Annotated in this window: 22 protein-coding genes; 19 read left to right on the forward strand and 3 right to left on the reverse strand. The window is 74.9% G+C overall.

Annotated features, from left to right (window positions below; translation table 11 throughout):
• Window positions 1-56: 56 nt before the first annotated feature.
• From LX15_RS27165 to LX15_RS27225, 13 genes are all read left to right on the forward strand, one after another.
• A complete protein-coding gene (locus tag LX15_RS27165; RefSeq protein WP_253672771.1) occupies window positions 57-809 on the forward strand; it encodes a phosphoglyceromutase in 753 nt (250 codons plus the stop codon).
• Window positions 810-1109: 300 nt separating this feature from the next.
• Window positions 1110-2384 carry a sensor histidine kinase gene (locus tag LX15_RS27170; protein ID WP_308213529.1) on the forward strand — a complete coding sequence of 425 codons (1275 nt, stop codon included), beginning with the start codon at window positions 1110-1112 and terminating at the stop codon, window positions 2382-2384.
• Window positions 2381-3070: a response regulator gene (locus LX15_RS27175; protein WP_253672773.1), complete on the forward strand. Its 690-nt coding sequence runs from the start codon at window positions 2381-2383 to the stop codon at window positions 3068-3070. The genes LX15_RS27170 and LX15_RS27175 overlap by 4 nt, the downstream gene beginning before the upstream one ends.
• A gap of 154 nt (window positions 3071-3224) precedes the next feature.
• A complete protein-coding gene (locus LX15_RS27180) occupies window positions 3225-4346 on the forward strand; it encodes a Ppx/GppA phosphatase family protein (protein WP_253672775.1) in 1122 nt (373 codons plus the stop codon).
• Window positions 4343-5674 carry an Rv0497 family membrane protein gene (locus LX15_RS27185; protein ID WP_253672777.1) on the forward strand — a complete coding sequence of 444 codons (1332 nt, stop codon included), beginning with the start codon at window positions 4343-4345 and terminating at the stop codon, window positions 5672-5674. Before LX15_RS27180 ends, LX15_RS27185 begins: the two co-directional genes overlap by 4 nt.
• Window positions 5671-6537, forward strand: coding sequence for a sugar phosphate isomerase/epimerase family protein (locus LX15_RS27190; RefSeq protein WP_253672779.1), 867 nt, complete (start codon window positions 5671-5673; stop codon window positions 6535-6537). Before LX15_RS27185 ends, LX15_RS27190 begins: the two co-directional genes overlap by 4 nt.
• Before the next feature lie 259 nt (window positions 6538-6796).
• Window positions 6797-7723: a proline dehydrogenase family protein gene (locus LX15_RS27195; RefSeq protein ID WP_253672781.1), complete on the forward strand. Its 927-nt coding sequence runs from the start codon at window positions 6797-6799 to the stop codon at window positions 7721-7723.
• Complete coding sequence (locus LX15_RS27200) at window positions 7720-8601, forward strand: thioesterase family protein (RefSeq protein WP_253672783.1); 882 nt, start codon at window positions 7720-7722, stop codon at window positions 8599-8601. Before LX15_RS27195 ends, LX15_RS27200 begins: the two co-directional genes overlap by 4 nt.
• Before the next feature lie 48 nt (window positions 8602-8649).
• Entirely contained in the window at window positions 8650-9462 is an 813-nt protein-coding gene (gene proC, locus LX15_RS27205; RefSeq protein WP_253672785.1) for a pyrroline-5-carboxylate reductase, read from the forward strand.
• A 323-nt stretch (window positions 9463-9785) separates the two neighbouring features.
• Window positions 9786-10001 (forward strand): helix-turn-helix domain-containing protein, encoded by a 216-nt coding sequence (locus tag LX15_RS27210; protein WP_073479443.1) that lies wholly within the window; start codon window positions 9786-9788, stop codon window positions 9999-10001.
• 187 nt (window positions 10002-10188) lie between these two features.
• A complete protein-coding gene (locus LX15_RS27215) occupies window positions 10189-10290 on the forward strand; it encodes a 30S ribosomal protein bS22 (protein WP_018684825.1) in 102 nt (33 codons plus the stop codon).
• A 484-nt stretch (window positions 10291-10774) separates the two neighbouring features.
• Window positions 10775-11806: an NAD-dependent epimerase/dehydratase family protein gene (locus LX15_RS27220; RefSeq protein WP_253672787.1), complete on the forward strand. Its 1032-nt coding sequence runs from the start codon at window positions 10775-10777 to the stop codon at window positions 11804-11806.
• The gene (locus tag LX15_RS27225; RefSeq protein WP_253672789.1) at window positions 11784-12740 is read left to right on the forward strand and encodes a lysophospholipid acyltransferase family protein; all 957 of its coding nucleotides are present in this window, start codon (window positions 11784-11786) and stop codon (window positions 12738-12740) included. Before LX15_RS27220 ends, LX15_RS27225 begins: the two co-directional genes overlap by 23 nt.
• Window positions 12741-13040: 300 nt before the next feature.
• Here LX15_RS27225 and LX15_RS27230 read toward each other — a convergent pair whose 3' ends face one another.
• From LX15_RS27230 to LX15_RS27240, 3 genes are all read right to left on the reverse strand, one after another.
• Entirely contained in the window at window positions 13041-13943 is a 903-nt protein-coding gene (locus tag LX15_RS27230) for an HAD family hydrolase (RefSeq protein ID WP_253672790.1), read from the reverse strand.
• Between the two features lie 376 nt (window positions 13944-14319).
• Entirely contained in the window at window positions 14320-15681 is a 1362-nt protein-coding gene (locus LX15_RS33310; protein WP_253672792.1) for a DUF5667 domain-containing protein, read from the reverse strand.
• Between the two features lie 178 nt (window positions 15682-15859).
• Window positions 15860-16570 carry a sigma-70 family RNA polymerase sigma factor gene (locus LX15_RS27240; protein WP_253672794.1) on the reverse strand — a complete coding sequence of 237 codons (711 nt, stop codon included), beginning with the start codon at window positions 16568-16570 and terminating at the stop codon, window positions 15860-15862.
• A gap of 973 nt (window positions 16571-17543) precedes the next feature.
• Between LX15_RS27240 and LX15_RS27245 the strand changes: the two genes are divergently transcribed.
• From LX15_RS27245 to hemC, 6 genes are all read left to right on the forward strand, one after another.
• The gene (locus LX15_RS27245) at window positions 17544-19025 is read left to right on the forward strand and encodes an AMP-binding protein (protein ID WP_253672796.1); all 1482 of its coding nucleotides are present in this window, start codon (window positions 17544-17546) and stop codon (window positions 19023-19025) included.
• A 134-nt stretch (window positions 19026-19159) separates the two neighbouring features.
• Window positions 19160-20317, forward strand: coding sequence for an acyl-CoA dehydrogenase family protein (locus tag LX15_RS27250; RefSeq protein WP_253672798.1), 1158 nt, complete (start codon window positions 19160-19162; stop codon window positions 20315-20317).
• 113 nt (window positions 20318-20430) lie between these two features.
• Entirely contained in the window at window positions 20431-20670 is a 240-nt protein-coding gene (locus tag LX15_RS27255) for a glutaredoxin family protein (protein ID WP_253672800.1), read from the forward strand.
• Between the two features lie 387 nt (window positions 20671-21057).
• Complete coding sequence (locus LX15_RS27260; RefSeq protein WP_253672802.1) at window positions 21058-21918, forward strand: redox-sensing transcriptional repressor Rex; 861 nt, start codon at window positions 21058-21060, stop codon at window positions 21916-21918.
• On the forward strand, window positions 21915-23249 hold the full coding sequence (locus LX15_RS27265) for a glutamyl-tRNA reductase (RefSeq protein ID WP_253672804.1): 1335 nt from the start codon (window positions 21915-21917) through the stop codon (window positions 23247-23249). The genes LX15_RS27260 and LX15_RS27265 overlap by 4 nt, the downstream gene beginning before the upstream one ends.
• The gene (gene hemC / locus LX15_RS27270; RefSeq protein WP_253672806.1) at window positions 23246-24193 is read left to right on the forward strand and encodes a hydroxymethylbilane synthase; all 948 of its coding nucleotides are present in this window, start codon (window positions 23246-23248) and stop codon (window positions 24191-24193) included. The genes LX15_RS27265 and hemC overlap by 4 nt, the downstream gene beginning before the upstream one ends.
• Window positions 24194-24200: the final 7 nt, after the last annotated feature.

Below are 24200 nucleotides of genomic sequence, written 5' to 3' on the forward strand. Positions count from 1 at the left end.
GGCGCGCGTCCGAGGCCGCGCCGACACCGCCCGCCCGGTTTGGCAGGCTGTAGGGCATGGCAAACGCTGTCGGGACGCTCGTGCTGCTCCGCCATGGCGAGAGCGTGTGGAACGCCGAGAACCTGTTCACCGGATGGGTGGATGTCCCGCTCTCGGAGCGGGGCGAGGAGGAGGCCCGGCGCGGTGGCGCGCTGCTGCGCGAGGCCGACCTGCTGCCGGATGTCGTGCACACCTCGCTGCTGCGGCGCGCGATCTCCACGGCCAACCTGGCCCTGGACGGCTGCGACCGGCACTGGATCCCGGTCCGTCGTGACTGGCGGCTGAACGAGCGCCACTACGGCGCGCTCCAGGGCAAGAACAAGAAGCAGACCCTGGAGGCGTACGGCGAGGAGCAGTTCATGCTCTGGCGCCGCTCGTACGACACCCCGCCGCCGCCCATCGAGCGCGGGAGCGAGTTCAGCCAGGACGCCGACGTGCGGTACGCCGACCTCGGCGACGCCCTGCCGCTCACCGAGTGCCTCAAGGACGTGGTCGCGCGGCTGCTGCCGTACTGGGAGCAGGCGATCGTGCCGGACCTGCGCGCCGGCCGCACGGTGCTCGTGGCCGCGCACGGCAACTCGCTGCGCGCGCTGGTCAAGCACCTCGACGGGATCTCCGACGAGGCCATCGCCGGCCTGAACATCCCGACCGGCATCCCGCTCCGCTACGACCTCGACTCCGAGCTGCGCCCCACCAACCCGGGCGGCACCTACCTGGACCCCGAGGCCGCGGCGAACGCGATCAAGGCCGTGGCCAACCAGGGGCGCTGAGCGCCCCGTCCCGTCTCTTCGCCGTGCCCGTGTGTCCCGCCGTCGGGCGGGCGCACGGGCACGGCGCCGTCTCGGGGCCGGACGGCTCTCCGCGCGCCCCGTTCCCCCGACGGGTGGTCGGGCCCGCCGTCACCGAGGTGGGGTAGCGCCTGTTCCCCCAGGCAGCGTCACCTGGATGACACGAACGGGTGAACTCCGCGTGACGTGGGACAAAACACCTGGTGATGGCGGTGTCGCCGGTATCACGGATGGCCGCTTCGGACTGGTCGGACCCGGGTCCGCGCTGCTTACCATGCGGCCGTGACCGCATCGGGCTATCTCGCCCTGACCCTCGGCGCCGTCCTCGCCGCCGCGGTCGTGGCCTTCCTGCTGGGCAGGGCGCACGGCGCGAGACACCCGCGACGGCCGGCGGGGGTGACCGTGGCCGAGCTGGTCCAGCGGGTCGTGCACTCCGCGCACAACGGCGTCGCCGTCATCAACCGCTTCGGCGACGTCGTGCTGCACAACCCGCGCGCGGCGGAGCTGGGCGTGGTGCGGTCCAACCGGGCCGACGCGCGGGCGATCAAGGCCGCCGAACAGGTGCTGGAGACCGGCGACGTGGTGCACGTGGACCTCTCGCCGCTGGAGCGCGGCGCGCTGTCCGGCAGGGGCCCCGCCGCCGTGCTCGGCGAGGCCCGCCCCCTCGGCGACGGCTTCGTCGTGGTCGACGCGGCCGACGAGTCCGACGCGGTCCGGCTGGAGGCCACCCGGCGCGACTTCGTGGCCAACGTCAGCCACGAGCTCAAGACCCCGGTCGGCGCGCTCGCCCTGCTCGCCGAGGCCGTGCTGGACGCCGCCGACGACCCGGACGAGGTGCGCCGCTTCGGCGGCAAGATCCTGCACGAGGCCACCCGGCTGGGCTCCCTGGTCACCGAGCTGATCGCGCTGTCCCGGCTCCAGGGCGCCGAGCGGCTGCCCGAGCTGGCCACGGTCGAGGTGGACGAGGTGGTCCGCGAGGCGCTGGCCCGCTGCCGCCTGGCCGCCGAGTCCGCCGGCATCGAGATCGCCGTCGACGAGCCGTCGGGCATGGAGGTCGACGGCGACCGCACGCTGCTGGTCACCGCGCTGACCAACCTGGTCGACAACGCCATCTCCTACTCGCCGCCCGGCAGCCCGGTCTCCGTGAGCCGCAGGGCCGCCGAGGGCTTCGTCGAGATCGCCGTGACCGACCGGGGCATCGGCATCGCCCCCGAGCACCAGGAACGGGTGTTCGAGCGGTTCTTCCGGGTGGACCCCGCCCGCTCGCGCGCCACCGGCGGCACCGGGCTCGGCCTGGCCATCGTCAAGCACGTGGCCGCCAACCACGGCGGCGAGGTGCGGCTGTGGAGCCGGCCGGGCACCGGGTCGACCTTCACCCTGCGCATCCCGGCCCACGGCGCCGCGCACCCGGCCGTCCCCGCCGAGCAGTCCCGGCAGGGCGAGGCCGAGCGGTCGACGCGCGCCCACTCCCTCGTTCCGTCCAGCACGTCGGCCGCCGGCCAACCCGGACCCGGCGGGGCGGACACCAGCAGCGTCGACCATGGAGGAGTGCTGTGACCAGGGTGCTGATCGTGGAGGACGAGGAGTCCTTCGCCGACCCGCTGGCGTTCCTGCTCCGCAAGGAGGGGTTCACCACGGCGATCGCCACGACCGGCCAGGAGGCGCTGGAGGAGTTCGACCGCAACGGCGCCGACATCGTGCTGCTCGACCTCATGCTGCCCGGCATGAGCGGCACCGACGTGTGCAAGCAGCTCCGCCAGCGCTCCGCCGTCCCCGTGATCATGGTGACCGCGCGGGACAGCGAGATCGACAAGGTGGTCGGCCTGGAACTGGGCGCCGACGACTACGTCACCAAGCCGTACTCGGCCCGCGAGCTGATCGCCCGCGTCCGCGCCGTGCTGCGCAGGGGCGGCGAGCCCGGCCTCGACCCCGACCTGCTGCCGCAGGTGCTGGAGGCGGGGCCGGTGCGGATGGACGTCGAACGGCACGTGGTCACGGTCGCCGGCCGCGAGGTGAACCTGCCGCTCAAGGAGTTCGACCTGCTGGAGTACCTGCTGCGGAACGTGGGCAGGGTGCTCACCAGGGGCCAGCTCATCGACCGGGTCTGGGGCGCCGACTACGTCGGCGACACCAAGACGCTCGACGTCCACGTCAAGCGGCTGCGCTCCAAGATCGAACCCGACCCGTCGAGCCCCCGCCACCTGGTCACCGTGCGTGGGCTCGGTTACAAGTTCGAGTCCTGACACCGCACCCCGGACGGGTGGGTCGCCGACCGTCGGGAGGCGGGTCTGCCTGCGCCGACGGCCCCAACGCCGTCGGCCACCCGGACGCGACGCGACTCACCCGGTTTCCGGGTGCTGGGCACACGCGACGGAACCGACCGGTACCGTGCGACACGTGCGCCTCGGGGTGCTGGACGTGGGGTCGAACACCGTCCACCTGTTGGTGGTGGACGCGCATCGGGGTGCCCACCCGACGCCGATGAGCTCGGACAAGTCGGTGCTCCGACTGGCCGAGCAGATCGACGCCTCCGGTGAGCTGTCCCGCGCCGGCGCCGACCGGCTGGTCCGCGCGGTCACCGACGCCAGGGACGCGGCCGCCGAGCACGGCTGCGAGGAGCTGATGGCCTTCGCCACCTCCGCCGTGCGCGAGGCCCGCAACTGCGGCGAGGTGCTGGCCCGCGTCCGCGCCGAGACCGGCGTCGAGCTGCGGGTGCTCTCCGGCGAGGACGAGGCCCGCTACACCTTCCTGGCCGCGCGGCGCTGGCTCGGCTGGTCCGCGGGCCAGCTCCTGGTCGTCGACATCGGCGGGGGCTCGCTGGAGCTGGCCACCGGCATCGACGAGGACCCCGACGTGGCGCTGTCGGTGCCCTTCGGCGCCGGCCGGCTGACCCGCACCCGGCTGCGCAAGGACCCGCCCAGCCAGCGCGAGGTCGCCGCGCTGCGCGACTGGCTCGACGCGCAGCTCGTGCCGGTCGCGAGGAGGCTGCGCAGGGCCGGCGCCCCCGACCGCGCGGTGGCCACGTCCAAGACCTTCCGCACCCTGGCCCGGCTGACCGGCGCCGCGCCGTCCTCGGCCGGCCCCCGCGTCCGCAGGGTGCTCACCGACGCGGGCCTGCGTCAGCTCATCGCGTTCATCTCCCGGATGTCCGCCGCCGACCTGGCCGAGCTGGAGGGGGTGAGCGCCAGCCGCGCGCACCAGCTCGTGGCCGGCGCGCTGGTCGCCGAGGCCACGATGCGCGCGTTGTCCCTGGCCGAACTCGAGATCTGCCCGTGGGCGCTGCGCGAGGGGGTCATCCTGCGTCGCTTGGACCACACGAACGGAACGGGCGAGACTGCGTCCGTGAGGTCCACCGGGACCGCCGACTTCACGGGGTCCGCCGGGTTCGCCGGAGCGGCCGGGACCGGCGCCGCCCCGGCCGGCGGCCAGGAGACGGAGCCCGGCCGCGGAGGTGCGGCGGGGGACCCGAACTGCGTTACTGGACGGACTGGCGGCCACGGGGCACGGTGGGAGCGATGAGTCGGGACAGCGGCCCGGAGGAGAACCAGGGGCAGCGCACCGTCGCGGAGCTGCTCGCCCAGTACGGGGGCAGCCCGGGCGGGGCGGCGCCGCGCCGTCGGCGTCGACGGGCCGACGACGCGACCGAGACCGCCCCCCAGGCGATCATCGGGCGGGTGCTGTCGGAGAGCGGCCGCATGCGGCCGATCACCGACGTGCCGGCCGAACCGGAGCGCGCCGCGGGACCGGGGGAGGCGGCGGCCGAGGTGACGGCCACCCAGCCCACCTACCCGCGCCACGACACCCCGTCCCGGCGCAGGATGGCGGCGCCGGAGCCGGAGCAGGAGGACCAGGCCGCGGCCCCCGCGCCGAAGCCGGCGCCCCGGCCGACGCGCAAGCCGGTGCCGAAGGCCGCGCCCAAGCCGGTGGCCAAGTCCGTGCCCAAGCCGGCCGCGAAGGCCGCGCCCCCGACCCTGCCGCCGACGCCCTACGAGGACGCCAACCCGGCCGAGTACACGGCGCCGGTGCCCGCGGTGTCCGCGGCGCCCCCGGTGGCCGGCCCGGTCGCGCCCGCCCCCGCCGAGGCGGTCCCGCAGGACGCCCCGCCCCGCATGGTGGGCGTCCCCGACGACCTGACCGACACGACCCAGGTCCCCCCCGTCCGGGACCCCGCGCCCGACGAGACCGTGGCCGCCGGCGGTGTGCTGGCCGCCCTCGACGGCACGGTGCAGAACCTCCCGCCGGTGCCCCCGTCGCCCGCCCAGGCGCCCAGGGACGGCGAGCCGATGACCGAGCAGCTCCCCCGGATCCCCGGGGCCCCCGCCGGCCCCTCGGCCGCCGAGGACGCGGTCGAGGACGACCTGGACGAGGGGCCGTCCACCGCCCGCTGGTACCCCGACCTCGAGGACGACGACGAGGACGCCGGGAGCGACGGCGGGAACGGCGCGGTGGCCGCGGCCAGGCCGGCCGCGGGCGAGCGGCCCGAGGGGGACGAGGACGACGACGCCCCGCTCGGGGACGAGCCGCCCGCCGGGCTCGCCGACGCCGACGAGATCGACGAGGCCGAGGAGGAGGCCAGGGAGCGCTCGCCGGGCAAGGAGTGGCTGGTGATGGTCTCCCAGCTCGGCGTGGGCCTGCTGGGCGGCGGCGCGCTGTGGCTGGGCTTCCAGTGGCTGTGGCAGACGTTCGCCGCGGTGGCGCTGATCGCCGCGCTCGTGGTCACCGTCGGCCTGGTGCTGGTGGTCCGGGTGATCCGCAAGGCCGACGACGTGCAGACCACCGTGCTGGCCGTGCTGGTCGGACTGGTCGTCACCGTGTCGCCGGCGGCCCTGCTGCTCGTCCACAGATGAGCGGCGGGGGACCGGGAGGGCCGCGCGGGGTGTTCGCGGTCTCCACCTCGGGCGAGGTGCGCCGCAGGGACGCCGTGCCGGTCGGCCTGTCCAGCGCCTCGGTCTGGCCGCAGCCGGTCGGCGCCGCCTTCGCCATGGCCGCCGAGCTGGGCTACGACGGCGTCGAGCTGATGGTCTGGGCGGACCCGGTGAGCCAGGACGTGCGGGCCGTCGCCCAGCTCGCCGAGCGGTACGGGATGCCGGTGCTGTCCGTGCACGCGCCCTGCCTGCTGATCACCCAGCGGGTGTGGTCCCCCGACCCCGAGACGCGGTTGCGCAGGGCCGTCTCCGCCGCCGCCGACCTGGGCGCGCCCACCGTGGTCGTGCACCCGCCCTTCCGCTGGCAACGCCGCTACGCCGAGAACTTCCCTCGGATCGTCGACCAGTTGGAGCACTCCAGCGGCATCCGCGTCGCGGTGGAGAACATGTTCCCCATGCGCCCGCTGGGACGGCGGCGCCCGTTGAGCGTCTCGGGCTTCCGGCCCTCCCCCGACCCCACCGACGTCGGCTACGCGAACTACACCCTCGACCTGTCGCACTGCTCCGCGGCGCACGTCGACGCGCTGGAGATGGCCAAGCGCATGGGCGGTGGGCTCGCGCACGTGCACCTCGCCGACGGGACGGGCGTGCCCGTGGACGAGCACCTCGTGCCGGGGCGCGGCAACCAGCCGTGCGCCGAGCTGTGCGAGGAGCTGGCGCTTGGGGACTTCGACGGGGCCGTGGTGCTGGAGGTCAACACCCGCAAGGCGCGGGACCGGGCCGAACGCTCCCGGATGCTCGCCGAGTCGCTGGCGTTCGCCCGACGCCATCTCGCGCGTCCCTGACGGCGTCCGCGCGCCGTCCCAGCGGTCCCGACATCCGGACGTGTCCGACGTCTCTCCCGGCCCGTGTCCGGGGTCGCCGGGCACGGGGGGACCGCGCCACTCTGTGTCCAGAGTGGACAAATTGTCGCCGGAAGGCGGCACGCAAACGTTTTCCTGCCCAGTTCGCACACGCAGAGCGAACGAACCGCGGAGCGAACAGGGGGTCAGGCGTACGACCGGGTGAGGGGACGGCGCGATCGAAGACGTACAGTTGGCGGCCGTGAATCCGCTGCGCACGCTCATCCTTGCCGCGGCAGGGAACGACACCATCCGGCACCTGGTGGCCACCGCCCCCGTCAGCCGCGACGTGGTGCGCCGGTTCGTCGCCGGCGAGACCACCGAGGACGCCGTCGCCGCGACCAAGGACCTGGTCGCCGCCGGCCTCTCGGTGACCCTGGACTACCTGGGCGAGGACACGACCGACCGCGCCCAGGCCGAGAAGACCGTGCAGGCCTACCTGGAGCTGCTGGACCGGCTGCGCGCCGACGGGCTCGCCGACCGCGCCGAGGTGAGCGTCAAGCTCTCGGCCGTCGGCCAGGCGCTCGACGAGCGGCTGGCGCTGGAGAACGCCACCCGCATCTGCGAGGCCGCCGAGAAGGCCGGCACCACGGTCACCCTCGACATGGAGGACCACACCACGACCGACTCCACGCTGGGCATCCTGCGCGAGCTGCGCGGAACCTGGCCGTGGGTCGGCGGGGTCCTCCAGGCGTACCTGCACCGCACCCTCGACGACGCCACCGCGCTGGCGACCGAGGGCTCGCGCATCCGGCTGTGCAAGGGCGCCTACAAGGAGCCGGACACGGTCGCCCACGTCGCGCCGCACGAGGTGGACCTGGCCTACGTGCGCTGCGCGAACGCGTTGCTGGCCGGCGACGGCTACCCGATGTTCGCCACCCACGACCCGCGCCTGGTCGAGATCATCGGCGAGCGGGCGCGCTGGTACGGGCGCAAGCCGGGCAGCTACGAGTACCAGATGCTGTACGGCGTGCGGCCCGACGAGCAGCGGCGCCTCGCCGCCGCCGGGGAGACCGTCCGCGTCTACATCCCGTACGGCGAGGAGTGGTACGGCTACCTGATGCGGCGCATGGCCGAGAAGCCGGCCAACACCGCCCTCTTCCTCAGGTCGCTGGTCAGCAAGTCGTGACCACCCGGTCCGCGCTCCGCTCCGCGTCGACGCCGCCCCCGCGGTTCTCCTCGGCCTCCGCCGTGCGGCCACTGGGCGACGGCACCTTCACCGCGGAGCTGTCCGCCGTGTGGACGATCGGCGGTCGTCCCCACGGCGGCTACCTGCTCTCGGTGCTGGCCAGGGCGGCGCTGGCCGCCCTCGGCGGGAACGCGGGGGGCAACGGCGGGCGCGGCGACACCGCCGCCGTCGACCCCCTCGCGGTCAGCGCCCAGTTCCTGCACGCCCCCGAGGTGGGGCCGGTGCTGGTGCGGACGGAGGTGCTCCGGACCGGCCGCACCGTCAGCGTGGTGCGCGCCGTCCTGGAACAGCGGGGCCGGGCCTGCGTGGACGCGACCGTCACCGCGGGCGCGCTGGTCGACGCGCCGCCGGCATGGGCCGACCTCCCGGACATGCCGGCGGCGCCGCCCGCGCGGGCGGTCGACGTGGGCGGGTCGACGATGGCCGAGGTGTTCCGCGTCGCGCGGGCCTGCGACCTGCGGCTCGACCCGGACACCGCCGCCTTCCTCGCCGAGCGGACGGACGCGGAGCCGGTGCTGCGGATGTGGGTCCGGCCCAGGGACGAGGAGCCCGACCCGCTGTTCGCGTTGACCGCCGGCGACATCACCCCGCCGGTCACCTTCAACCTCGGCCGGATCGGCTGGTCCCCGACGGTGCAGCTCACCGCCCTCCTCAGGGCCAGGCCCAGCCCGGGCTGGCTCCGGATCGAGGCGCGCAGCCGCGCGGTCCACGGCCCGTGGTTCGACGAGGACCTGACCGTGGTCGACGCGGCGGGCCGGCTGGTGTGCCAGGCGCGGCAGCTCGCGCTCACTCCGGCCGAGCACCGCCCGTTCCGCTAGGGAGGGGCTGGCCGCCGAGGCCCGCGCCGGGGTGGCACCCTGTTCGCCATGACGACCATCGCCGTGCTGGGAGCTGGCAAGATCGGCGAGGCGCTGCTGTCCGGCCTGCTCCAGGCGGGACGCGCCCCCGAGCGACTGCTGTTCACCGAGCGACACCCCGAGCGCGGCGCCGAGCTGACCAAGCGCTACGGCGTCCGCGGCGTCGACGTCCCCACCGCGGCGGCCGAGGCCGACGTGCTCGTGGTCGCGGTCAAGCCGCAGGACATCGAGCCCCTGCTCGCCGAGCTGGCGCCGCTGGCGGGCCCGGACAAGCTCGTGGTGTCGCTGTGCGCCGGCCTGCCGACCGCGTTGTTCGAGCGCCGGCTGCCGGAGGGCACGCCGGTCGTGCGCGTCATGCCGAACACCCCGATGGTGGTCGGCGAGGCGATGAGCGCGATCTCGGGCGGCCGGCACGCCCAGCCGGCGCACCTGGCCCTGGTCGCCGAGCTGCTCGGCAGCGTGGGCAAGGTCGTCAGGGTGCCCGAGTCGCAGCAGGACGCGGTCACCGCCCTGTCCGGCTCCGGCCCCGCGTACTTCTTCTACCTGGTCGAGGCCATGATCGACGCGGGCATCCTGCTCGGCATCCCGCGCGCGGTGGCCACCGAGCTGATCATCCAGTCGGCGGTGGGCGCGGCCACGATGCTGCGCGACTCCGGGGAGCACCCCGTGACGCTGCGCGAGGCGGTGACCTCCCCGGCGGGCACGACGATCATGGCGATCCGGGAGCTGGAGCGGCACGGCGTGCGCGCCGCGATGCTGGCCGCCATCGAGGCGGCCAGGGACCGCTCGGAGGAGCTGGGCAGGGAGCACGAGCGCGACTGACGGGTCGATCCCGGGCGTGGCCCGCCCCGCGGCGGGCACGGCCGAGGGCCCTCCGGACCCCGGTGCGGCGGACCGTGTAACCCTCGACCCCCAATGGGGTTGATCACAAACCATTGGGGGATGGGTGTGCCGGTCCGTCTCCGGCGGTCCGTGTGATCAACCACCCGGTCGGCGCGCCCGACCGGGTGTTGTCGCACGGCCGGGCGGGTATCCGACCGTCGCAGCCGTCCCAGTCGTCCCGCTACTCTCGACTGAGCACGTGCGTGTCGAACCGCCGGAGGGGAAGCCGGCGGCACGACATGTGCCGAAGGACGCGGTGACACATGCCGTCGAACAAGGAGGCCGACGAAGGCAGGCTCGGCCAGGTGCAGTTCCTCACGGTCGCCGAGGTGGCCGCCATCATGCGCGTGTCGAAGATGACCGTGTACCGCCTGGTGCACTCCGGCGAGCTGCCCGCGGTCCGCGTGGGTCGCTCGTTCCGAGTCCCGGAGAAGGCCGTCAACGAGTACCTGGAGAACGCGTACTTCAGCGCCGGCTGAGCGCGTCCCGCCAGGCGTCCGCCGCCGCCCGCCCCCGGTCCGAGGGCGCCGGGTGCCCCCGTCTGCGTCGATCGCCGAGGGGCACCGGTAGTCTGGGAGGCCGTTCGTGCCTGGTTCTGCGCGCGCCGAGCGGCTGCACCGGAGCGCGAGGACCAAACACCACCAACGACTAGCGAGGGAACGGCGTATGGGCTCCGTCATCAAGAAGCGCCGCAAGCGCATGTCCAAGAAGAAGCACCGCAAGCTGCTTCGCAAGACCCGCGTGCAGCGGCGCAAGCTGAAGAAGTGAGCTTGCGCGCTGCTCGGCGTGGTCCGGGCAGCGCTGTGTCGGACGTTCGCTTCCGACGCGGAGCCGAGCCAGTGGCCGGCGGCACCCCTGGTGTCGCCGGCCTCGGTGTTCCTGGAGCCCGTACGGGGTGCCCGGCGGCCTCAGGCCGACCGGGGAGCACGGCTGGGGAGCACGGCTGGGGGCACGAGGGCGCACGCTTCGACCGGTGGCTGTCCCTGGCGCGCGGAAGGTGTCAGAACGACGCGGGTCAGACCGCCGATTCGCCCAAAACACTGTTTCTCGGGGGAACCCCCAATTTCATGATCTCGCGGTGTGCGGAGCCGGGACAAGACGCCGGGTCGGGTGGAACACCGAGCGGGAACGGGCGGGCCGTCGGACGCGGGCGCTCGCGCGGTGGGCTGATCCGTGAGTGTGGTGAGGGCGGCCGCCACTCGTTGTGCCCGGTAGCATCGCGTCTGGTCACCCCCCGTGCTCAGGGAGTCGCATGGCGCCCAGGATCGTCCTCGTCACCGGGGTGAGCAGGTTCCTCGGTGGTCACCTCGCCGCCCGCCTCGCCGCCGACCCCGCGATCGACCGGGTGCTCGGCGTCGACACGGTCCCCCCGCCACCGGACCTCGCGCGGCGCATGGGGCGCGCCGAGTTCGTCAGGGCCGACATCCGCAACCCGCTCATCGCCAAGGTCGTCGCCAGGGCGGAGGTCGACACGGTCGTGCACGCCTCGGTCACGGCCAACCCGGACGGGGCGCGGTCGGCGACCAAGGAGATGAACGTCATCGGCACGATGCAGCTCCTCGCCGCGTGCCAGAAGTCGACGCGGGTGCGCCGCCTGGTCGTGAAGTCGACGGCCGCCGTCTACGGGAGCAGCCCGAGGGACCCCGCGCTGTTCACCGAGGACATGACGCCCCACGAGCTTCCCCCCTCCGGCTACGCCAGGGACGCCGCCGAGGTGGAGGACTACGTCCGCGCGTTCGGGCGCCGCCGCGAGGACGTCCTGGTCACCACGCTCCGCTTCGCCGACGTCGTCGGGCCGAGGATCGACACGGTCCTGACCCGCTACTTCGCCCTCCCGCTCGTGCCGACCGTGCTCGGCCACGACCCCAGGGTGCAGCTCCTGCACTCCGAGGACGCGCTGGCCGTGCTGGAGAGGGCCGCCCGGCACGACCTGCCCGGGGTGTTCAACGTGGCCGGTGACGGCGTTCTCACGCTCTCCCAGGCCATCCGCCGCGCGGGCAGGGCGCCGCTGCCGTTGCCGTCCGCCGCGATCGACCCGATCGGGCGGCTGGCGCGCGGCGCCCGGCTCGCCGACTTCTCACCCGAGCGCCTGCGACTGCTCAACCTCGGTCGCGTCCTGGACACGACGCGACTGCGCGAGGAGTTCGGGTTCGCGCCGCGCTGGACGACCCGGCGGGCGTTCGACGACTTCGTCACGGGGCGCGGACTGCGCCCGTTGGTCGGACCGCGGCGGATCGCCGCGGTGGAGCGGGGGATTCGGGATGTCGTCGCGCGGTGGAGCTGACCGGGAGCCGGAGTCGGAGGAGGGCGCCAGGGTCATCCCGCTGCGCCCGGAGCTGGCCGCGGCCCCGGAGCCGGCCCCGCCGGAGCCGGGGACCGAGCTGGAGCGGCGGCTCGCGGACGTCCTGGCGTTCCTGCGGCGTCGGATCACCGGGGACTACGAGATCGACGAGTTCGGCTTCGACCAGGAGCTGACCGACTCGGTGCTGTTGCCGCCGCTGCGCCCGCTGTACGAGAAGTGGTTCCGGGTGGAGGCGGTCGGCCTGCACCACGTGCCGAGCGAGGGCGGGGCGCTGGTCGTGGCCAACCACTCCGGCACGTTGCCGCTGGACGCGCTGATGACCACGCTCGCGGTCCACGACGAGCACCCCGCGCGGCGGCATCTGCGGATGCTGGCCGCCGACCTGGTGTTCCGGCTGCCGGTGATCGGCCCGCTGGCGCGGAAGGCGGGGCACACGCTGGCCTGCCACCCGGACGCGGAGCGGCTGTTGCGCTCCGGCGAGCTGGTCGGGGTGTGGCCGGAGGGGTACAAGGGGATCGGCAAGCCCTTCCGGGACCGGTACAAGCTGCAACGCTTCGGCAGGGGCGGGTTCGTCTCGGCGGCGCTGCGCACCGGCGTGCCGATCATCCCGTGCTCGATCGTGGGGGCCGAGGAGATCTACCCGAAGATCGGCGACATCCGCCCGCTGGCCCGCCTGCTCGGCCTGCCGTACTTCCCGGTCACGCCCTTGTTCCCGTTGCTCGGGCCGCTGGGCGCGGTCCCGTTGCCCTCGAAGTGGTACATCGAGTTCGGCGAGCCCATCCCGACCAGCGGTCACGACCCGGGCGGCGCGGACGATCCCATGCTGGTCTTCAACCTCACCGACCAGGTGCGCGAGACCATCCAGCAGACGCTCTACCGCCTGCTGTCCCAGCGGACCAACGTCTTCCTCGGCTGAGCCCGGGGTTCGCGGCGTGTTGGCGTCGGTCGCTCCGGCTCCCGGACGAAGAGGACGAACCTGACGCGGAGGGTGTCGAAACGCCACCGCTGGTGTCCGCCAGCGCCACCGGAGACGTCAGATCCGCTGGACACGCGTCGAGGGGCATCGGATTGACGGAATGACGCCGGCCGCGTCCCTACCGTCGCGGCCATGACCAACCTCGTCTGTCTTCTCGCCCGTTCCCTCCGAGCAGCCTTCGTCCGCCGCCTGGGGACACTCGTCCGTGGCCTCGGCGGCCCGCCGCGCCGCGACCCGCCGTCAGATGTTGCGGCGCCGGTACGCCAGGCCGGCCGCGACGGCCCCGGCGAGCGCGCCCGCGCCCAGCACCGAGGGCACCCCGATCCGCGCGGCCTTGCGGCCGGTCCTGAAGTCCCTGATCTCCCAGCCGCGGGCGCGCGCGACGTCGCGCAGGCCCGCGTCCGGGTTGACCGCCACGGCGGTGCCCACCGCCGACAGCATCGGGACGTCGTTGACCGAGTCCGAGTAGGCGGTGCAGCGCCGCAGGTCCAGGCCCTCCTTGGCGGCCAGGGCCCGCACGGCGTGCGCCTTGGCCCTGCCGTGCAGGAGGTCGCCGACGAGCCGGCCGGTGTAGACGCCGTCGGCGCTCTCGGCGACCGTGCCCAACGCCCCGGTCAGCCCGAGCCGGCGGGCGATGATCTGCGCCAGCTCCACCGGGGTCGCGGTGACCAGCCAGACCCGCTGGCCGGCGTCGAGGTGCATCTGCGCCAGCGCGCGGGTGCCCGACCAGATCCGGTCGGCCATCAGCTCGTCGTAGATCTCCTCGCCCAGCGTGATCAGCTCGTCGACCCGCCGGCCGGCCACGAACGACAGGGCCTGCTCGCGGCTGGCCCGCACGTCGTCGGGGTTCTCCCTGCCGCCGATCCGGAACTTCACCTGCTGCCAGGCGAAACCGGCCAGGTCGGCGGTGGTGAAGTACTTGCGCGCCGCGAGCCCCCTGGCGAAGTGGAAGATCGACGCGCCCATCATCATCGTGTTGTCGACGTCGAAGAACGCCGCGGCCGTGAGGTCGGTCGGGACCTCGGGCGAGCCCCCCGTCTCGGGGGCCGCCCCGGCCACCGCGGCCTCGGCCGAGGCCAGCCCGGCGAGGGCGGCCCGCTTCTCGCTGTCAGCGGCCCCCCCGCGCTTCCGCAGTCGTGGCACCGCGGCGCCTCCCGGTCCGGTCTACAGGTGGTTGGACGTGATCCCCACCGGGACCTCCCCAGCCTAGCGAGCGGGTGGTGGACAGGGTGGGAGCGTGCGCGCGGGCCGTCGTCCGACCGCCGCCGGCGGCGGTCGGGACCAGGTCGGGCATGCCCCTGGTGGAGTGGGCGGCCACTGCGATCTCGGGGCCGTGGTCACCAGGAGTGCACGGGTCAGGGCGTCCTGGCGCGCGATGCCCTCCTTCCGGGGGCCACGCCGGTCCTGAGAGGGACCGGCGGCGGGGCGGCGACGCTCGGAGGGCTTCCGCCGTGGCCGGGGAGAGGTCGCCGCCGACCCGCGGGGGCCGACGGAGAAGGGGGTGGCCCGCCGACCGGGCTCAGCGGTCGTGCCACCCGGGCAGAACCGGCCCGAAGGGCGGGAACGTGGCGAACGGCCGGGGAAGCGTCCGCGTCGTGGGGGCGCGGTGGTGGTCGCTCCGGCCGCCGGGCGACGGCCCGAGCACCCGGGGACCCGGGGTCGGGGAGACCTGGTCGGGCTGGTCGAGCCGCCCGGGACGGTCCGGCGCGGGGCGCTCCGGCTGGTCGGTCCCCGCCGGCGGCTCGGCCAGCACCGACGGCTGGGGCGGCTCGGCGTCCGGTCCGACCGGTCGCGCGGACGGCGGCCCCGCCGTCGAGGCGGGGATGTCGGCCCCGGAGGGGCGTGCGGGCGCCGGGGGATCGCGTCGGGCGGGGACCGGGACGCACGGTTCGGTCGCCGGGAGCGGCCCGATGTCGTCGGCGGCGCCGGTGGAGACACTGGCGCAGCCGGCCCGGCCGACGAGGGCGGCTGCCCTGTCCCTGATCCGGGTGAGCAGGGCGGAGGTCGCCTCGGCCCGGGTCGCGACGGCGCGGGGCAGCGCGGCGGCGCTGCCGGACAGCCGGCGTTCCTGCTGCTCGGCCCAACCCCGCAGCGCCTCCAGCGAGTGGGCGTCGCCCGAGCCACCGAGCTGCGCGAGCAGGCGGGACCCGGCGGCCGCGTCCTCCTCGAAGTCGGCCAGCGCCGTGAGGTAGTCGTCCGCCGGCGGGTGACGCCTGCCGGCCAGCGCCTCGATCTCGCCCATGCGGGAGGCCGCCAGCTCCAGGTGCCTGGCCGCCCGCGACTCGTCGCCGAAGGTCAGCCCCAGGCTGGCGTTCTCGGCGCTGCGCTTGACCCGGTAGAGGGGATCGCCGGGCAACGCGTCCCTGCTCAGGAGGAGGCTCATCCCGGACAACGACAACACCAGGCACAACGCGGCGACGAGCGCCACCGCGAGGCGGCCGTGCGCGCCGTGCCGGGCGCCCGGCTCTTCCGGAGCGGGGTCGGTGTCGGCCCCCGGCCCGGTATGCGGGCGGCGGGCCGTGCGGCCCCTGCCCGGTGGCCGCCGTCCCCGGCGACGGCGCGGACCTCGGGCCGGGGCCGGGCCCTGCGGCTCGACCGGTGGTCGCGCGGCGATCTCGGCGAGCAGGCGTTCGCGCATCCGGTCCCGCGCCGCCGGGTCGGGGCCGAGGTCGTCGGCGGACCGGCGCAGCAGGGCGACGACCGCGAGTTCGCTGGTCAGGCGGTCGTCGAGCCGGTCGAACGGCGGCGGCGCGCCGTCCCGGTCCTGGTCCGCCCGGTCGCGGGTGTGGGCGGGAGGGGTCAGCGTCGGCAACGCCTCCGTGGCGCGGGCGAACCGCCCTCGCCTGCCCCTGTCCCCGAAGGGAGCGCGTCCCGTGGTCACCGTCCCGCACCCATCCCGCGTCGACCTGTCCGGAGAAACGATCCACCGACCAGGTGGGTTACGCCACCGGGGGTAGGTGGCCGTTGCGCCTCCCGGGTGGTCGGCGCGCCGCGACGGACCGGGGGTCCTCCCCTGATCAGACCAGGGCGCGCTGTCACCCCGGTCGGCCGTGTCCCGCTCAGCGCAGCTCCCGGGGCAGGAGCTGCGCGAGCCGGCGCACGGCGCGGTGCTGGAGCGCCTTGATCGCCCCCTCGTTGCGGCCCATCACCTTCGCCGTCTCCGCCACCGAGAGGCCCTGCATGAACCGCAGCACGATGCACTCCCGCTGGTCGTTGTTGAGCTGGCCGACGCACCGCAACAACTCGGTGTGGATCGCCTCGTCCAGCACCTCCTGCTCGGGGCCGCTCTCCACCTGCCGGCTCTCGGCCAGCTCCGCGGTGGGCACCTCCAGGCGGTACCGGCTGGACTTCACGTGGTCCAGCACCAGGTTGCGGGCGATGGTCACGAACCACGCGCCGACGTCGCGTCCCTGGTAGCTGACTGAGCCGATGCGGCGCAGCGCGCGCAGGAAGGTCTCGCTCGTGACGTCCTCGGCCAGTGTCCGGTCGCCGACGCGGAACAGCACGTACCGGTACACGACGTCCACATAGCGGTCGTAGAGCAGGCCGAAGGCGCGGGTGTCGCCGCGCTGCGCGGCGCGCACCAGCTCCCAGGAGTCGGACTGGTCGGCCGAGTGCGCGGCGGTGGTCGCGGTCGCCGCCGTGGCGGTCGCGGTCGCGGTGGCCTCCGAGATCGGCGTGCCGAGGTCGGGAGCGGACGGCTCCTCCCCTGGCGCGTTCCGGTCGGGGGCATACGTGTGCGGCGAGTGCTGCCGGGCCGAAGAGGTCATCGGTCCTCGGCCTCTCCTCTTCGGCTCGCCCCATGATCAGCGCGCCACCGTGAGCGGGAGGGGAGCGTGTGCCGGAGCGGGTCTCGTCCCCGCTCGCCGGCACGAGCCGCTGACCGGGGCGGCGCCGGCAGGGGAGCCGACCGGCGGGCCTGGCGCGTCGGGCGCGTCGGGCGCGTCGGAGGGAGGTCGGACGTCCGGGGAGGGGCCCCCGTCGGGCGACGGGCCGCCGCGGTCGGGGGGCGCAGGGCGTGCCGGGCGCCCGGCGCGCGCGACGCGCGCGGCCGGCGGAGCTGACCCAGCGATCGGGGCATGTGCCACTCCCTCGCTCGACTGCCTCGGGTGACCGCCGCCACCCTGAGCCGCACGGGCAGCATACGGGTAGTTACTCGGAAGTAGGGTCTGGAGTTGATATCGAAAGGGAGACGGCTCGCCGGGTCGGCGGCCCCGCTCCTCCGAACGGGAAACACCGGCCGCGCCGGGCCCGAGGTGGGGGCGGCGTTCTCGGTGTTCTCCCGACGCGGGCGTCGACCGCGGGGCGCCGAGGGGCGCGCCCGCGCCCGACGTGAGCCGATGACGTCCGCGAGGCAACTCTGTCGTCCCACCGTCAACGCTGTCCGCTGTCCTTCTGGTCGTCGGCTCCGGCGTGGTCGGCCGTGATCACCGCACGTCGCCCTTCTTAGCCGGAACCCCGCCGGAAAACCAGGGCCGCATTCCCGGGGGGACGCCCTCCCGAGAAGTCTCTCCGGGAAACGCGGAACCGCTGAATATGAGAAAGTTTCGGATGTTTCGGCGCGCGGGAGACACCGGTTCTCCGGGAACGGCCCCGCGCCGTGGTCGCCGTCGCGACACGGGGCCGTTTCGACACCGGCGGTGTCTGGCGTGATCATCGGAACTCGGCTACAGAGTGCAGCGAAGGCCGGAGACCGGGACGCGACGGCCCGATCCGGGTTCACCCGGCCGTGAGGAGGTCCCGATGACGCGTGTTCCCGCTCTCGGCAACGTCGCCGAGCTCGTCAGGAGGGCCGCCGCGCGGGGCGGGGAGCACCCGGCCCTTGTCGACGTCACCGCCGGGACGACCAGGACCTGGGCCCAGCTCGACGCGGCCGTGGACGCCGAGGCGCGCCGGCTGCGCGCCCTCGGCGCGCGGCCCGGCGACCGGGTCGGCGTCCGGCTGCCGACCGGCACCGCGTTCTGCGTGGCGGTACTGGGCGCGCTCCGCGCCGGGTGCGTCGTCGTCCCGATGGCGCCCGGAGCGCCGGAACGGGAACTGGAGCACGTGCTGACCGACAGCGGCGCGGTGTTCGTCGTCGGGGACGCCCCTGGCGTGTCGGGTGTGCCCACGCAGGAGCCACCGGACCCCGAGGCGGCGGCGGAACCGTTCGAGGCTGTTGGCGCGGGCGAGGACCTGGCCGTGCTGGCGTACACCTCCGGCACCTCGGGCGCGCCGCGCGGCGCGATGCTCCCCCACCGCGCCCTGTTGGCGAACGTCGAGCAGTGCGCCGCGCTCCGCCCGGCTCCGGTCACGGCCGCCGACCGGGTGCTCCTCGCCGTGCCGCTGTTCCACGCCTACGGACTGGGGCCGGGCCTGCTTCAGGTGGCCGCCTCGGGGGCGACCGCCGTCCTGATGGAGCGCTTCGACCCCGAGGAGGCGCTGGCGGTCGTCGAGCGGCACCGCGTGACGGCGGTCGTGGGCGTGCCGCCGATGTACGCGGCGTGGCTGCGCCTGCCCGCCGAGCGGCTGCGCGCGGGGTTCACCACGGTCCGCGTCTTCGGCTCCGGCGCGGCCCCACTGGAGCCGGACGTGCTGGCCGCCTTCCGACGGGCCAGCGGGCTGGACGTGTTCGAGGGCTACGGCCTCACCGAGGCGGGGCCGGTCCTGACCTCGACGCTGGTGTCCGGCCGGCCCAAGCCGGGCGCGGTGGGCCGCCCGCTGCCCGGGGTCGAGCTGCGCCTGGTGGACGTCGACGGAGAGCCGTTGCCCGACGGCGTGGACATGGGGGAGGACGCGGCGGGCACCGGCCTGGTGGCCGCCAGGGGCGCCAACCTGTTCCTGGGCTACTGGCCGGACGGGGCCGGCGGTCCCTCGGCCGACGGCTGGTTCCGCACCAACGACGTGGGATACCTGGACGCCGACGGCGACCTCCACCTCGTGGACCGCGCCGGCGACCTGATCATCGTCAACGGGTTCAACGTCTACCCCCACGAGGTCGAGCACGTGCTGTGCGAGCTGCCCGGGGTCGCGGAGGCGGCCGCCGTGGGCGTGCCCGACCCGGACACCGGGGAGGCGGTCAGGGCGGTGGTGGTGCCCGAGCCCGGCGCCGGGCTGACGGTCGAGCGGGTTCGCGAGCACTGCGCCGCGCGGTTGGCGAAGTTCAAGGTCCCCACCCAGGTGGAGTTCGTCGACGAGCTGCCGCACACGCCGACCGGCAAGCTGGCCCGCCGCGCGTTGCGCTGAACACGTGGTCCTCGTCGGTGACGTGCGCCACAGCCGGCTGACACGGTTCCGAGCCCGAAGAGGCTGACTTTCCGACCGTTGGGCGTCCTACTATCGGGACACCGAGACCCGTGCCACTGTTGGAGGACGCCGGTATGGGCGCGCCCGTGATCGACCGCCAACTCCCGACCGACGACGCGGCGGCGCTGCTGGACCTCACCAGGGACCTCGCCACCCGCGAACTGGCGCCCCGCGCCGCGGAGGCCGAGCGCACCGGGGAGTTCCCCAGGGAGCTGTTCCGCACCCTCGGCCGCGCGGGCCTGCTCGGCCTGCCGTACCCGGAGGAGTACGGCGGCTCCGGCCAGCCCTACGAGGTCTATCTCCAGGTCGTCGAGGAGCTGGCCCGCGCCTGGCTCGCGGTCGGCCTCGGCGTCAGCGTGCACACGCTGTCCTGCCACGGCCTGGCGAGCTTCGGCACCGAGGAGCAGAAGCGGCGGTGGCTGCCGGACATGCTCGGCGGCGAGCTGCTCGGCGCGTACTGCCTGTCGGAGCCGCACTGCGGGTCGGACGCGGCCGCCCTGCGCACCAGGGCGGAGCGCCAGCCCGACGGCGACTACCTGGTCACCGGCACGAAGGCGTGGATCACCCACGGCGGGGTGGCGGACTTCTGCACCCTGCTGGCCCGCACCGGCGGCGAGGGCGCGAAGGGGATCAGCGCGTTCCTGGTCGAGGCCGGCACACCGGGCATGGTGGCCGCTCCCGCCGAGCGCAAGATGGGCATGAAGTCCTCGGTCACCGCCCAGGTGGTCTTCGACCGCGCGCGGGTGGCCGAGCAGCGGCGGATCGGCGCGGAGGGCGAGGGCTTCGGCGTGGCGATGGCCGCGTTGGACGCCGGACGGCTGGGCATCGCGGCGTGCGCGGTGGGCCTGGCGCAGGCCGCGCTGGACGTCGCCGTGGAGTACGCGGGCGAGCGGACCGCCTTCGGCCGCCCCATCGGGGACTTCCAGGGCGTGTCGTTCCTGCTCGCCGACGCCGCGGCCGGCGTCGAGGCGTCCCGGCAGCTCTACCTGGCCGCGGCGCGCCGCAAGGACGCCGGGCGGCCCTACGCGACGCAGGCCGCCATGGCCAAGCTGGTCGCCACCGACACGTGCATGAAGGTCACCACGGACATGGTCCAGGTGCTCGGCGGCGCGGGGTACGTCGAGGACTACCCGGTCGAGCGCTACATGCGGGAGGCCAAGGTGCTCCAGATCGTCGAGGGCACGAACCAGATCCAGCGCCTGGTGATCGGTCGGGCTCTGCTCGACCGCTGAGGACGGACCCACCTCGTCGAGGCGTCCCGCCCTGCCCGACGTCGGGCAGGGCGGGACGCCTGTGCTTTTCTGTGTTCCTCGCGCAGCGTCGGGTCGTCGTGGGAGGAGCGGGCGTGTCGCACCAGGTGACGTTGATGACCAGGCAGGGCTGCCACGCCTGCGAGGTGGCCGAGGCCGACGTGCGGCGCATCTGCGGCGAGCTGGCGGTGGAGTGGTCGGCGGTGGACGTCGACACCGACCCGGAGCTGCGGGCCGAGTACGGCGACCGCGTCCCGGTGATCCTCATCGACGGCGCGGAGCACGGGTACTGGAAGGTCGAGGAGGAGCGCTTCCGGCGCGCCCTGGCCCGCTGACCGGCGCCCCGGATTCCCGCCTGCCCGGGTGACGTCCCTGGCCGACCGGAGACCCACGACCGGCGGACGCCGCCGGCGACGCCCGGGGCGCGGCGCGCGCGGCGGACGGGCGTCCGCGACGGACCGCGCGGGGGTCGCGACGGGGCGCTAGGCCGTTCGGGCGACGGCCGTGACCTGCGTCGCAATGCCCGTGTGCGTCTCGTCATGCCCGACACGCGCGACTTTGTGCCTGCGTTCACAAGCGGCTACCGTGTCTTCGTCGCGCCGTCAAGGGCTTCGGCGGAAACCACTCGGAATCCACCCTGGCCCTCCCGAGCCGTCCCGGGCCGCCGCCCTGGACCGCTCTCGGCGGGGGGCGGGCGCAGCACCGGGCAGAGGGAGTTCAGCGTGGCGGGACAGCGGGACGAGGGTGGCGAGGTCGTGACCGGCACCCCGACCGCACCCGGAGCGGATCGCGTCGCGGCCCCCCGGGTCGCGGTCGAGGACACCGGCTCCGCGGGCGCCGCCCCCGCCGAGCAGGTCGCCGAGACCGCCGAGCCGACCGCGCGGGAGCGGGCCAGGGCCATCCCCGAGGCCGCCGTCGCCCGGCTGGCCATCTACCTGCGGGTCCTGTCCGGGCTGGTCGAGCAGGGCGTGAACACGATCTCCAGTGAGGAGCTGGCCTCCGCCGCCGGGGTCAACTCGGCGAAGCTGCGCAAGGACCTCTCCTACATCGGCTCCTACGGCACCCGCGGCGTCGGCTACGACGTCGAGGTGCTGGTCGGCCAGATCGAGCGCATCCTCGGTCTGACCCGCAAGCACAGCGTGTGCGTCGTGGGCATCGGCAACCTCGGGCACGCCCTGGCCAACTACGGCGGCTTCCCCGGACGCGGCTTCCCGGTCGCGGCCCTGTTCGACGTCGACCCCGACCTGATCGGCGTCCCCGTCGGCGGCATCCCCGTCGACCACGTCGACGACATCCCCAGGGTGGTGGCCGAGCGGGAGATCTCCATCGGCGTCATCGCCACCCCGCCGCCCGCGGCCCAGGAGGTCTGCGACCGCTTGGTCGCCGCCGGCGTGCAGTGCATCCTGAACTTCGCGCCCGTCGTGCTCCAGGTGCCGGACGACGTCGAGGTGCGCAAGGTCGACCTGGCTGTGGAGATGCAGATCCTGTCCTTCCACGTGGCCCGGCGCGCCGACGAGGCGGCCGAGGCCGCGGCGGAGGGGGCGGATCTGTCCGATGTGGACGGGGTGGTGATGCGCCGGTGAGCCTGCTCGCGGTCGGCATGTCCCACCGCACCGCGCCGGTGCGGGTGCTCGAACGTGTCGCGGTGTCGGGCGGTGAGGTCGGCAAGCTCCTCGGCGAGCTGCTCGACTGCCCCAACGTCGGCGAGGCCGTGTTGCTGTCCACCTGCAACCGGGTGGAGGTCTACGCGGCCGTGGAGGCCTTCCACGGCGGGCTCGCCGACATCACCGGGGTGCTGGCGCGGCACGCGGGCTGCGACGTCGCGGACCTGGTGCCGCACCTCTACGTCCACTACGCGGGCGCCGCGGCCGAGCACCTGTTCTCGGTGGCCGCCGGGCTGGACTCGATGGTCGTGGGCGAGGCCCAGATCCTCGGGCAGCTCCGCGCCGCCTACGCCGAGGCCGAGGCGGCCGGCACCACCGGCCGCGTCGTGCACGAGGTCGTGCAGCAGGCGCTGCGGGTCGGCAAGCGGGTGCACGCCGAGACCGGGATCGACCACGCCGGCGCGTCCGTGGTGACCGAGGCCCTCGCCGACGCCGAGCGGGTGCTCGACGGGCTGGCCGGCCGGCGCGCGCTCATCGTGGGCGCCGGCTCGATGGCCGGGCTGGCCGCCGCGCACCTGCGGCGGGCCGGGATCGGCGAGGTCGTGGTCGCCAACCGCACCACGGCCAACGGCGAGCGGCTGGCCGCGCTCAGCGCCGCCGAGGGCACCCCGGCCAGGGCCGTCCCGCTGACCGAGGTGGTCGGCGAGCTGGCCGCCGCCGACCTGCTGGTGGCCTGCACCGGCGCGGTGGAGTCGGTCGTCGACGTCGCCATGGTCGCCGAGGCGCGCGACGGGCGGACCCGTCCCCTGGTGGTCTGCGACCTCGGCCTGCCCAGGGACGTCGACCCCGCCGTCGGCGAGTTGCCCGGCGTGACCGTGGTGGACCTGGAGACGTTGCGGCGTCGCCTGCGCGAGGCGCCCGCCGGGGCGGACACCCGGCGCGCCGCCGAGCTGGTGGCCGAGGGCGTGCGGGCCTACCTCGCCGCCCAGCGGTCGGCCGAGGTGACGCCGACCGTGACCGCGTTGCGCCGGCGGGCCGCCGAGGTGGTCGACGCCGAGCTGCTGCGGCTGGACTCGCGGCTGCCCGAACTGGACGCCACCGTGCGCGACGAGCTGGCCCGCACGGTGCGCCGGGTCGTGGACAAGCTGCTGCACACCCCGACGGTGCGGGTCAAGGAGCTGGCCGCCGCCCCTGGCGGGTCGAGCTACGCGGACGCGTTGCGCGAGCTGTTCGGCCTCGACTCGACCGCGCCGGCGGCCCTGACGGCCCCGAGGACCGTCGACCACGGACAGGACGGTGACAAGCGGTGAACCGGACGTTGCGGATCGGGACCAGGGGCAGCGCCCTGGCGCTGGCGCAGACCGGCACGGTCGCGGCGGCGCTGGAGCGGGCGGGCGCCCGGGTGGAGATCGTGACGGTCAGCACGCCCGGCGACCGCTCCTCCGCCCCGATCGCCGAGATCGGGATCGGCGTGTTCACCTCGGCGCTGCGCGACGCCCTCGCGCACGGCGAGGTGGACGTCGCCGTGCACTCCTTCAAGGACCTGCCGACCGCTCCGGACGCCCGGCTGTCGCTGGCCGCCGTGCCCCGGCGGGAGGACCCCAGGGACGCGTTGGTGGCCAGGGACGGGTTGACGCTCGGCGAGCTGCCCCCCGGCTCCACCGTCGGCACCGGCTCGCCCCGTCGGGCCGCGCAGTTGCGCGCGCTCGGCCTCGGGCTGGAGGTGGTGTCGATCCGCGGCAACGTGGACACCCGACTGCGCAAGGTTGCCGACGGCGAGCTGGACGCCGTCGTGCTCGCCCGCGCCGGGCTGGCCAGGCTGGGCCGGCTCGACGCGATCACCGAGGTGCTCGATCCGCTACAGATGCTGCCCGCCCCCGCGCAGGGCGCGCTCGCGGTGGAGTGCCGCGTCGACGACGTGGACGTCGAGCACCTCCTTCAGTCCACTTTGGACGATCCGGCCAGCCGGGCCGCGGTCACCGCGGAGCGCGCCATGCTGGCCGCGCTCGAGGCGGGCTGTTCCGCGCCTGTCGGCGCACTGGCCGAGGTGGTCGAGGACCTGGACGAGAGCGCCGCGGGCGCGGTCCGCTCCGTCCTCCGGCTGTCGTTGCGTGGGGTGGCCGCCACGCCGGACGACGAGCTGTTGCGCGCCTCGACCACCGGTGAGACGACCGCAGCAGAGCAGCTCGGCCGGGCGTTGGCCGCGGAACTGCTCGACCTCGGCGCCGCCGTGCTCGGCGGCCCGGGGGAGTGAATGGGAT

Source organism: Streptoalloteichus tenebrarius, assembly GCF_024171885.1.
Classification (GTDB): Bacteria; Actinomycetota; Actinomycetes; order Mycobacteriales; family Pseudonocardiaceae; genus Streptoalloteichus; species Streptoalloteichus tenebrarius.

Bases quoted from the DNA above. Each gene is read 5' to 3' on its own strand.
- LX15_RS27215 (WP_018684825.1), top strand. From the start codon at position 10,189: ATGGGCTCCGTCATCAAGAAGCGCCGCAAGCGCATGTCCAAGAAGAAG.
- LX15_RS27245 (WP_253672796.1), top strand. From the start codon at position 17,544: ATGACGCGTGTTCCCGCTCTCGGCAACGTCGCCGAGCTCGTCAGGAGG.
- LX15_RS27165 (WP_253672771.1), top strand. From the start codon at position 57: ATGGCAAACGCTGTCGGGACGCTCGTGCTGCTCCGCCATGGCGAGAGC.
- LX15_RS27185 (WP_253672777.1), top strand. From the start codon at position 4,343: ATGAGTCGGGACAGCGGCCCGGAGGAGAACCAGGGGCAGCGCACCGTC.
- LX15_RS27210 (WP_073479443.1), top strand. From the start codon at position 9,786: ATGCCGTCGAACAAGGAGGCCGACGAAGGCAGGCTCGGCCAGGTGCAG.
- proC (WP_253672785.1), top strand. From the start codon at position 8,650: ATGACGACCATCGCCGTGCTGGGAGCTGGCAAGATCGGCGAGGCGCTG.
- LX15_RS27240 (WP_253672794.1), bottom strand. From the start codon at position 16,570: ATGACCTCTTCGGCCCGGCAGCACTCGCCGCACACGTATGCCCCCGAC.
- LX15_RS27220 (WP_253672787.1), top strand. From the start codon at position 10,775: ATGGCGCCCAGGATCGTCCTCGTCACCGGGGTGAGCAGGTTCCTCGGT.
- LX15_RS27190 (WP_253672779.1), top strand. From the start codon at position 5,671: ATGAGCGGCGGGGGACCGGGAGGGCCGCGCGGGGTGTTCGCGGTCTCC.
- LX15_RS27225 (WP_253672789.1), top strand. From the start codon at position 11,784: ATGTCGTCGCGCGGTGGAGCTGACCGGGAGCCGGAGTCGGAGGAGGGC.
- LX15_RS27250 (WP_253672798.1), top strand. From the start codon at position 19,160: ATGGGCGCGCCCGTGATCGACCGCCAACTCCCGACCGACGACGCGGCG.